Raw genomic sequence first — 10474 nt, 5'->3', positions numbered from 1 at the left:
ATGGCTTTTTTAGGCGACAACGCAGCTTTTTATTGAAAGATAAACAGACCCTAAATACGGATTAATGGTTTCAGCTTGTGATTATATATATTTAAAATAATGGGTTAAAAATTAAACGAATTTATATGTAGTGCGCAATATGATTAGATTAATTCTAAAAATAAGGCGTTAAATTTAAAAAAACACGATCTAAAACAAGAAAAATGCAAATTTTTATTTTTTTATAGATTTCTATTTGCTTTCTTTAACCTGTTTTGGGTATATTGTGACTAGAATTTAAATTTACGGAGAGCAAATATGACACAAGAGCAAGAATACTCAACGATGCGTAGTAATATTAACATGCTTGGGCATTTCTTAGGTGAAACTATTAGTGAAGCACAAGGTAGCGATATTTTGGAATTAATCGAAAAAATTCGCTTACTTTCTCGCGATTCTCGTGGAGGAAATGATCAAGCGCGCAATGAGCTACTATCACTTCTTTCAAATATTTCGACAGAAAATATTATCCCCGTTGCTCGTGCATTTAACCAATTTTTGAACTTAACCAATGTCGCTGAACAGTATCAAACGATCTCTCGTCATCATCAAGATAAAACAGCGGAAGAGCGGTCAATTAAATCACTGTTTAAACGCTTAAAAGCAAAAAATGTATCTCGCGATGAAATTATCAAAACTATCAATAAGCTATTGATTGAGCTTGTTTTAACGGCTCACCCAACAGAAGTGACTCGCCGTTCTCTTGTTCATAAACAAGTGGAAATTAATAAATGTTTAAGCAAATTAGAACACAGTGATTTAACAGAAGACGAACGTCATAACATTGAACGCCGTTTATTACAATTAATTGCACAAGCTTGGCATACTAATGAAATTCGTACCCAACGCCCAACACCATTTGAAGAAGCAAAATGGGGCTTTGCGATGATTGAGAATAGCCTATGGGAAGCGGTTCCGGCTTTCTTACGCCGTTTAAATGATAACGCTGTTGAGCATTTGGGTTATGAGTTACCAATTGATTTATCACCGGTTCGCTTTTCCTCTTGGATGGGCGGCGACCGTGATGGTAACCCATTTGTTACCGCAAAAGTGACCACGCAAGTTTTGCAACTTGCTCGTTGGAAAGCGGCAGATCTTTTCTTAAGCGATATTCAAGCGTTGGTTGATGAGCTTTCTATTTCTGCTTGTACCGACGAATTTAGAAGTAAATACGGCGATCGTGCAGAGCCTTACCGTCAAGTGATGAAAGGATTGCGTACAAAACTGAAAAATACCCTTGATTATTACGATGATTTACTTGCCGGTCGTTTGCCAAAATACACGGCTGCAGAGATTATTACGCAAGATAATGACCTATGGGAACCACTTTACGATACTTATCAATCGCTAATTGCTTGCGGTATGCGCATTATTGCAAATGGCTTATTGCTGGATACTTTACGCCGTATTCGTTGCTTTGGTGTCGCTTTCTCTCGCCTGGATATTCGCCAAGAAAGTACGCGCCATTCTGACGCTATTGGTGAAATCACTCGTTACATTGGATTAGGCGATTACACCAACTGGACAGAAGATGATAAACAAGCTTTCTTAATTCGTGAATTAAGTTCTCGCCGTCCACTTCTTCCGCGTGATTGGACACCTTCTCCGGAAACTCAAGAAGTGTTAGATACTTGTCGTGTTATTGCACAACAGCCTGAAGGCACTTTCTCTTGCTATATTATTTCTATGGCACGAACAGCTTCAGATGTATTAGGTGTTCATTTGTTATTAAAAGAAGCCGGCGTGCCTTATCATTTACCTGTTGTGCCATTGTTTGAAACCCTTGATGACTTAGATGCTTCTGAAGAAGTGATGACACAGTTATTTAATGTCGGTTGGTATCGTGGTGTGATCAACAATAAACAAATGGTGATGATTGGCTATTCAGATAGTGCGAAAGACGCCGGTATGATGGCGGCATCTTGGGCGCAATATCGTGGTCAAGATAATCTTGTCAAACTCTGTGAAAAATTAGGTATCGAATTAACCTTATTCCACGGTCGTGGCGGTACAGTGGGTCGTGGTGGTGCACCTGCGCATGCAGCTTTATTATCTCAACCACCACGTTCATTGAAAAATGGCTTACGTGTTACTGAGCAAGGTGAAATGATCCGTTTCAAATTAGGCTTACCGGCCGTTGCAATGGAAACCCTGGATCTTTATGCGAGCGCAATTTTAGAAGCAAACTTGTTGCCACCACCGGAACCAAAAGCAAGCTGGCGAGCAGTAATGGATGAACTTTCCACTTCATCATGTAAAATTTATCGCGATGTGGTGCGTGGTGATAAAGATTTTGTGCCCTATTTCCGTAGTGCAACACCAGAGCAAGAATTATCAAAATTACCATTAGGCTCACGTCCGGCTAAACGTAATCCAAATGGGGGGGTAGAAAGCTTACGTGCCATTCCGTGGATCTTCGCTTGGATGCAAAACCGTTTGATGTTACCGGCTTGGTTGGGAGCAGGGGCTTCTTTACGTCAAGCAATGGAGAGTAATCCTGAAAATAAAGCCATTATTGAAGAAATGTGTCAAGCCTGGCCATTTTTCAACACACGTATCGGTATGCTTGAAATGGTATTTAGTAAAACCGATGCCTGGTTATCAGAACATTACGATCAACGCTTAGTGAAACAAGAGCTTTGGTATTTAGGTAAATCCCTACGTGAGCAGTTAGCCGAAGATATTAAAACAGTGCTGTCACTTTCAGGTCAAGGTCAACAATTAATGTCTGATTTACCATGGGTGGCGCAATCTATTGCATTACGTAATGTCTATACTGACCCACTTAACTTACTACAAGTCGAGTTGCTCAGCCGTTTACGTCAAGATCCTGAGAACCCAAATCCTGATGTAGAACAAGCATTAATGATTACGATTGCCGGTGTGGCAGCAGGTATGCGTAATACCGGCTAGTTTGATTTAGCTTAGTAAAAAGCCCAAGATATTATTGATTCTATCTTGGGCTTTTATTATAGCTAGGGTTTTTCTTATTGAAGATATGTTCTCCAAATCTCTCCAATAAATGACCGCACTTGTGCAAATTCTTCACTGGTCGTAATTGATGGCTGACCAAGTAAGTTTAAATGATGAATACGGTTACGTAGTGAGGTATAGCACTCTTTTAATTGCTCCGCCGTTTTTTGGGGGATAATTTGATGTTCAGCCATAATATCAAAAATCCGCACATTATCTGACCAATGGGCTAAATCAGGATTCTGAGGCGCGTTAGCAAGGACAAGATATTGCGCGATAAATTCAATATCCGTAATTCCACCACGATCGGTTTTGATATTAAATTGATGTTCATTGTGATTGGCTAAATGTTCATACATTTTTTCACGCATTTCACGCACATCAATTTTGAGTTGAGTGAGATCCCGTGGTGTAGCGAGTACAAGTTGACGAATCGTTTCGTATTGTTGACGCAATTCTGTTGAGCCATACACTGCACGGCTACGGACTAATGCCTGTTTTTCCCATGTCCAGGCTTCATTAAGTTGATAATCTTGAAAGGCAGAGAGTGAACTACAAAGTACACCGGCATCACCAGAAGGACGTAACCGCATATCGACCTCATAAAGTATGCCGGCACTCGTGTTCATGCTAAAAATACTCACAATTTTTTGTGTCAAACGAAGGTAGAATTGGTGACTATCGATCTGTTTTTTACCGCCCACTGTCCAACTGTCTTTGCGATCGTATAAACAAACTAAATCCAAATCAGATTTATAACCTAATTCAATGCCGCCTAATTTCCCATACCCGATCACCAAAAAGCCTTTTTCGTTAGGCTGTAGATGTTCAGGCGTACCAAAACGAGCAGTGACTTGTTGCCACGCTAAATTGACTACTGCGCCAATAATAGCCTCCGCCAAGTACGTCAAATGATCGCTCACTTTCATAACAGGCAACACTCCCATAATATCCGCTGCGGCAACACGTAATAAAATGGTTTGCTTAAATTGACGCAAGGCATTGATATATTGCTCTTCATCCTCCTCAGGTAAGCGTAATAAATACTGGTGCAACTCATCGGCATATTGGGTAAAAGGTGGCGGATTAAGCAAGGTTTGACTATAAATTAACTCATCAAGCAAAATCGGATGACGTGCTACTTGCTCAGCGATCATTTGCGAACGCGCGCAAAGCTCAATGAGCTGGGTCAGCGCCTGAGTATTTTCTTGCAACAGCTCTAAATAGGTCGTGCGTGAAAGAATTTTCTCAATGATATTTAACATTCGCGGCAAAAGGACGCGATATTCTTGATGTTCAAAGACTTGAGCAAATAAATTCGGCATTAACAAGCTTAACACTTCGCGACCTCGAATACCGATTGGGCGGCGTGCAAGACTCGCGCGAAATTGCACTAAAGTATTGTCAATTTCATCAATGACTTCATCAGCGATACCCTTTTTACTTAATACGCTCAGTAAATCATCATGGTTAAAATCTGTCTCTAAAAAATCCGACCATTCATTTTCAATGTCATTTTTTTCCTTTTCGTTATCTTCACCGATTAATACATTAAAAACAGACCGCACTTTTTGGTGATGCATCTGCAAAATCGCGTAAAATTCATCCCAATTTTGAATGGGCGGTTGAATTTTTACAGGTTTTTGATCGGCATCCCATTGGGTATATTCAGACATTGCCGCCACAATGCGTTGACGATTAAGATCCTCTGTGGGTAATTGCTGGGTTTGTTTGTCATCAATGGCTTGCAATATATTTTCTACGCGGCGCAAAAAGAGATAAGCATTTTGTAAATCTTGACGTTGTTCAGGTGTTAATAATTGTAAGCGTTCAATTTCAGGCAATAAATTCAGCAATTCATGCTGTTGTAAGTGAATTTCTCGACCACCACGCATGAGTTGAAACACTTGCACAATAAATTCAATTTCACGAATTCCACCGGCGCCAAGTTTGATATTATCCACTAAACCACGGCGACGAACCTCACGCTCGATTTTATTTTTCATGTCCCGTAAGGATTGAATCACACTAAAATCAATATAACGACGATAAACAAAAGGGCGGAGTAGTTGGCGCAAGGTGTTCACATTCGGATCTTCTGCTTTTGCGCCTAAAATACGCCCCTTTATCATGGCATAGCGTTCCCAATCACGTCCTTGCTCTTGATAATAGGTTTCCATCGCAGAAAAACTGAGGGCAAGTGCGCCGCTATCTCCAAAGGGACGCAAACGCATATCTGTGCGATAAACAAAACCATCAGGGGTGAATTGGTCTAAGGCATTGATTAGACGTTGACCAAGGCGTGTAAAGAATTTCTGATTATCTACACTGCGGCGAGCACCAACAGTTTCACCATGATTTGGATAAGTAAAAATCAAATCAATATCAGAGGAAAAATTAAGTTCAAAACCACCCAATTTCCCCATACCAAGAATATAAAGCTGCTGAGCATTGCCTTTGGCATCCATAGGGGTTCCCATTTCTTGACAGGCTTGTTGATAAAGCCAATCGCGTGCACCTATAATTAAACTCTCTGCCAGTTGTGACAGCCGAATAAAAATCTCTTCCACTGTACCTAAATTGAGTGTTTGGCACATACTCAATTTCGCCATTTCGCGATTACGGAATTGACGTAAAACGCGGTTAAGTTGTTCTTCAGTTTCTATTTTTTCGAGTAACTGAGTGAGTCGTTCATCGTAGTGATGACAATCATGAAGTTGCGGTATATCTTGCCAGCATTGCGCTAAAAACTGTGGTTGTTTTTTAAAAACTTCTACCACAAAGTCAGACATCGCAATACATTGTAAAAGTGTTGGACTATTTGGGTGGGTATGTTGGAAATTAAAAGCAAATTGCGCAGGAAATTGTTCGCAAAGTAAATCTGCCAGTTGATTTAAGGTCCCTTCAAATGGGGTGGTGGAAAGTAACATTTTACGTCCTTGGAAGAGAAAAATTGGTGTACCTATGATACAAAAAAGTGCGGTGAAATTCGACTGGAGTTTTTGTTTTGTGATGTATATTCCAAAATGAAGTAAGCTGGCTTGCAGCGTTCATTTACAAGTGCATAATCTCTTCATATAATAACGAATAGTCAAATTAGATAATGAAAATTGAATTTGATAATACTAAAAATTTACTGATGAAGGTATTCGTGTGATAAGTTTTCGGAAAGCCAATAAAAGGGAGATTAAAACTTATGAATTACAGCAATGATGAAGAATTCAATATTGCTGAGCGTCCTTTAACTCAGCAAGAACTCAATAAATTTCAACCGATTGAAAAGGTATTGCCTGCAGATAAGCTTTCCATTTTGTTAACTCATCAAGCTGAAATGGAAAAAAAGGGTGTTATTAAGCCACATTATAAATCCACGAAACAAACTGTAACACTTCATTTACCCTTAGATGTTGTTGAAAAATTTAAATCTACAGGAAAAAATTGGCAAGCTAAAATGAACGAAGTATTGCGGCAATATTCCGTGAATTTATAGCGTCTGTTCATCTTACTCATTTAAAGTAATAAAGACAGGTATAAGGCCTGTCTCAGACCGTTGATAACCCTATACGAGCCGTATAGGGTTACTTAATCTGAGCCGCTCTGCGGCTCTTTTTTCAGCCCCAGCGGGGCTGGGCTTAATGAACCTAGCACGGCTCGTGCTAGGTTATTGCTCAAATATAACCTTTGTCAGCAATCTGAGACAGGCATAAGGCCTGTCTTCACTATTTTGTTGCCGCTTTCATTTTACGTACAAATTCCGCTAATTCAGCTAAGCACCGCGTATGGTTGTCGAGATTGCCTTCGATAATTTTTACCGTTGCTGAGCCTGAAATCGCACCGCTTGCGCCTAGCATAAGGGCTTCTTTGACTTGCTCCGGTTTAGCAATACCAAAACCTTGCAAAATGGGTGCGCTGTGATGGGTTTTCAGCTGTTCAACAAGGGTATCCAAGTTGGCTGCATGAGATTGATTTTCCGCACTAGTGACGCCGGCACGCGATACCAAATAAGTATAGCCTTCCGTTTTTTCAGCTACGCCTGCAATAGTTTGAGCATCCGCATTCGGTGGGCAGATAAACACAGGTTGGATACCGTGTTTTTGTGCAGCTTGTACATACTGTTCACAAGCCAGTAGTGGAATATCTGCCACTAACACGGCATCAACCCCAACTTCAGCACAGCGTTGATAGAAACCATCAAGGGTTTGCGCATAAATTAAATTGGCACAAAGTAACAAGCTGATAGGAATTTCAGGGTATTTTGACCGCACTTTAGCCAGTAACTGAAAACTTTCTTCTGTGCTACAATTTGCAGCAAGTGCGCGATTATTTGCCGCTTGAATAACCGGTCCATCTAATAGGGGATCGGAAAAGGGAAAACCTAATTCAAGGGCATCAGCACCATTGTCCACAAGGGTGCAAATAATTTCAAAACTGCGGTCAAAATCCGGATCGCAAAGTGTCACAAATGGCACAAATGCGCCTTCATTTTTTGCTTTTAAGTGCGCAAAAGTTTGTTCAAAACGACTCATTAGATGTTCCCCTTCTCCGTTAAAATTTTATCCACTGTGAAAATATCTTTATCTCCACGCCCTGATAAATTGACGACCAATAATTGTTCTTTGTTTGGATTTTCTTTAATCATTTTTAAGGCTTGAGCCAATGCGTGAGAACTCTCAAGGGCTGGAATAATGCCTTCGTGTTTCGCTAAGGCTTGGAAAGCCTCAAGGGCTTCATCATCGGTAATACTCGGATATTCTGCGCGTCCAATAGAATTTAAGTAGGCATGTTGTGGCCCTACAGATGGGAAGTCAAGACCGGCGGAAATACTGTAAGATTCCTCGATTTGACCATCTTTTGTTTGCATAATGGGCGATAACATTCCGAAATAAATGCCGGGATTACCATGTCCTAGCGGTGCACCATGTTCACCTGATTCAATCCCTTTACCTGCAGGCTCCACACCAATGAGACGCACGGATTTTTCGTCAATAAAATCCGCAAACATGCCAATAGCATTAGAGCCACCGCCGACTGCGGCGATTACGGCATCAGGTAAACGCCCTTCTTTTTCTAAAATTTGGCGTTTTGTTTCAATACCAATCATTTTTTGGAATTCGCGCACAATAGTTGGGAACGGATGGGGACCGGCTGCTGTCCCGAGTAGATAATGGGTGGTTTCGTAGTTTGCAGACCAATCACGCATAGCCTCACAACAGGCATCTTTTAAGGAACAAGAACCTTTTTCCACAGGAATAACTTCTGCGCCCATTAAACGCATACGGAAGACATTCGGTGATTGGCGTTCAACGTCTTTTGCCCCCATATAAACGCGACAAGGCATATCCAACATCGCACAAGCGAGTGCCGTTGCTACCCCATGTTGTCCGGCACCTGTTTCAGCAATGATGCGCGTTTTACCCATGCGTTTTGCGAGCAAAATCTGACCTAGAACTTGATTAGTTTTATGGGCACCGCCATGGAGGAGATCTTCGCGTTTTAGGTAAAGCTTAGTTTTAGTGCCTTTGGTTAAATTACGACAAAGGGTTAAGGCGGTTGGGCGACCGGCATAATTCTTTAATAGATCCGCAAATTCTGCTTGGAAAGTGGGATCTTGTTGTGCTTCCACAAAGGCTTTTTCCAGTTGTTTTAGCACAGGAACGAGAATTTCGGGGACGTACATGCCACCGAATTCTCCGAAATAGGGGTTGAGGATAGTATCTGTCATTTTTATATCTCTTTGTTAGGGTGGCATTCACTGGGTTGATTGACGCGTGAGCCACTGTTGCTAGATTATTTTCTGTAGGGGCAAAACATCTTTCGCCCCTAAAACATCGTAAATATTCAGGGCAAAAAATATTTTGCCCCTACAGCCATTATTTTGCTGTTCTAGGAATAATGATAAATGCTGTCAAAAACTGCGGTGAGTTTTTCGGGGTTTTTTATGCCTTTTCCGCTTTCCACGCCTGAGTTAAGATCGACGCCTAAGCAACGTTGCTGTAAGGCAAGTTCGATATTATCAGGGCTGATGCCGCCTGCAAGCATTATTTTATCTTTTAAATCAGCAGGGATTTTTGACCAATCGAAGGTTTTACCTGTACCACCTTGTTGCTTTCCGATTCTGCTGTCTAAAATATAACGGTTAATTTCAGGATGTTGCGGAATTTCTACCGCACTTTCTTGTGTATCAATATCAACTGAAACGGCTTTCCATATTTGGATTTGTTCAGGTAATTTTGCGCGAAGTGCGGTGATAAACTCAGCAGTTTCTGCACCGTGTAACTGAACCGCAAAAAGGTTAAGTTGAGCTGCGATTTTCGTAATAAATTCAATCTGTTGATTTTGGAATACACCCACAAAGCGAAGTGGAGCAGTTGTCACTAATTCTTGTGCTTGGCGTAATGACACTTGACGCGGTGAGCCTTCTGCAAAAATTAATCCACCGTAAAGCGCACCATTTTCGTAAACTGTTTGTACATCTTGTCTTCGGGTTAATCCACAGACTTTATTTTCCCCAAAAATTACTGCACGCACGGCATTATTTAGATCGGCGTTCCCCATGAGACTCGATCCGATTAAAAAGCCGTGGGAAACAGATTTTAATGAGAGTATTTGTTGGTGCGTATAAATACCCGATTCGCTGATAATGCGCACATCTGCAGGAATTTGATCCGCATATTTATGCACCAGATCTTTTACACGATTCAAATCTACGGTTAAATCATGCAGATTACGGTTATTCACACCGATAATTTGGGCTTTTAACGCAAGAGCGCGTTCAAACTCTGCTTCATTACTGGTTTCAGTTAACACTCCCATGCCTAATTGGTGTGCAAGTGCGGCTAGTTTTAAATAAGTTTCATCATCCACCACAGATAACATCAATAAAATAGCATCCGCTTGGTGATAACGAGCCAAGTAAATCTGATATTCATCAATCATAAAATCTTTGCAAAGTACCGGTTGGGTTACAAGATCACGGACGATTTTGATGTAATCAAAATTTCCTTGGAAATATTTTTCATCTGTCAGTACGGAAATTGCTGAGGCGTAATTTTTATAGATCGCTGCAATTTCTGCTAGGTTAAATTCATCGCGAATTAAGCCTTTTGATGGCGAGGCTTTTTTACATTCCAAAATATAAGCAGGGTGTTGATGAGTACCTTGTCCTAAAGCTGCATAAAAACTGCGGTCAGATTTTGTGATGTTTTGCTGAAAGTCGGCAAGGGGAAATTCTGTTTTTTTGTTTTTCACCCATTCGATTTTGTCAGCGACAATTTTTTGTAATATTGTTGGGGTGTGTAGTTTCATGTTTTTTCTTAATTCTTATTCGGTTATTAGGTTATTAATAAAAATCGTATTTCGCCGATGGCGACTTACTTTTTCTTTGCTCGTGCAAAGCAAAAGTAAGCAAAAAGAAAGCACGCCCCGACTTCGCTGCTTTTCCTCGCTTATTTGAAATTTTTTT

The 10474-nt window shown here is 40.7% G+C and carries 6 protein-coding genes; 2 read left to right on the top strand and 4 right to left on the bottom strand.

Translation table 11 applies throughout. The features are described from left to right. Nucleotides 1-297: 297 nt before the first annotated feature. Nucleotides 298-2952 carry a phosphoenolpyruvate carboxylase gene (gene ppc, locus Q0O89_RS04890; RefSeq protein ID WP_293730567.1) on the top strand — a complete coding sequence of 885 codons (2655 nt, stop codon included), beginning with the start codon at nucleotides 298-300 and terminating at the stop codon, nucleotides 2950-2952. A gap of 74 nt (nucleotides 2953-3026) precedes the next feature. On the opposite strand, the gene glnE is transcribed toward ppc, so the two are convergent. Beyond that, nucleotides 3027-5942, bottom strand: a complete 2916-nt coding sequence (glnE, locus tag Q0O89_RS04885; RefSeq protein WP_293730565.1) for a bifunctional [glutamate--ammonia ligase]-adenylyl-L-tyrosine phosphorylase/[glutamate--ammonia-ligase] adenylyltransferase — start codon at nucleotides 5940-5942, stop codon at nucleotides 3027-3029. Between the two features lie 266 nt (nucleotides 5943-6208). On the opposite strand from glnE, the gene Q0O89_RS04880 reads away from it, so the two are divergent. Continuing rightward, nucleotides 6209-6502, top strand: a complete 294-nt coding sequence (locus tag Q0O89_RS04880) for a BrnA antitoxin family protein (protein WP_135709623.1) — start codon at nucleotides 6209-6211, stop codon at nucleotides 6500-6502. Nucleotides 6503-6731: 229 nt separating this feature from the next. On the opposite strand, the gene trpA is transcribed toward Q0O89_RS04880, so the two are convergent. From trpA to trpCF, 3 genes are all read right to left on the bottom strand, one after another. Then, the gene (gene trpA, locus Q0O89_RS04875) at nucleotides 6732-7538 is read right to left on the bottom strand and encodes a tryptophan synthase subunit alpha (RefSeq protein ID WP_293730563.1); all 807 of its coding nucleotides are present in this window, start codon (nucleotides 7536-7538) and stop codon (nucleotides 6732-6734) included. Further along, complete coding sequence (trpB, locus tag Q0O89_RS04870) at nucleotides 7538-8734, bottom strand: tryptophan synthase subunit beta (RefSeq protein ID WP_293730562.1); 1197 nt, start codon at nucleotides 8732-8734, stop codon at nucleotides 7538-7540. Before trpB ends, trpA begins: the two co-directional genes overlap by 1 nt. A 161-nt stretch (nucleotides 8735-8895) precedes the next feature. Then, nucleotides 8896-10317 carry a bifunctional indole-3-glycerol-phosphate synthase TrpC/phosphoribosylanthranilate isomerase TrpF gene (gene trpCF, locus Q0O89_RS04865; protein ID WP_293730561.1) on the bottom strand — a complete coding sequence of 474 codons (1422 nt, stop codon included), beginning with the start codon at nucleotides 10315-10317 and terminating at the stop codon, nucleotides 8896-8898. Nucleotides 10318-10474 lie beyond the last annotated feature (157 nt).

Source organism: uncultured Actinobacillus sp., assembly GCF_945915845.1.
Classification (GTDB): domain Bacteria; phylum Pseudomonadota; class Gammaproteobacteria; order Enterobacterales; family Pasteurellaceae; genus Exercitatus.
This window is presented reverse-complemented; position numbering and strand designations above follow the sequence as displayed.

What these genes read in the sequence shown, in the direction of transcription:
- ppc (WP_293730567.1), top strand. Translation starts at nt 298, where the DNA reads ATGACACAAGAGCAAGAATACTCAACGATGCGTAGTAATATTAACATG.
- glnE (WP_293730565.1), bottom strand. Translation starts at nt 5,942, where the DNA reads ATGTTACTTTCCACCACCCCATTTGAAGGGACCTTAAATCAACTGGCA.
- Q0O89_RS04880 (WP_135709623.1), top strand. Translation starts at nt 6,209, where the DNA reads ATGAATTACAGCAATGATGAAGAATTCAATATTGCTGAGCGTCCTTTA.
- trpA (WP_293730563.1), bottom strand. Translation starts at nt 7,538, where the DNA reads ATGAGTCGTTTTGAACAAACTTTTGCGCACTTAAAAGCAAAAAATGAA.
- trpB (WP_293730562.1), bottom strand. Translation starts at nt 8,734, where the DNA reads ATGACAGATACTATCCTCAACCCCTATTTCGGAGAATTCGGTGGCATG.
- trpCF (WP_293730561.1), bottom strand. Translation starts at nt 10,317, where the DNA reads ATGAAACTACACACCCCAACAATATTACAAAAAATTGTCGCTGACAAA.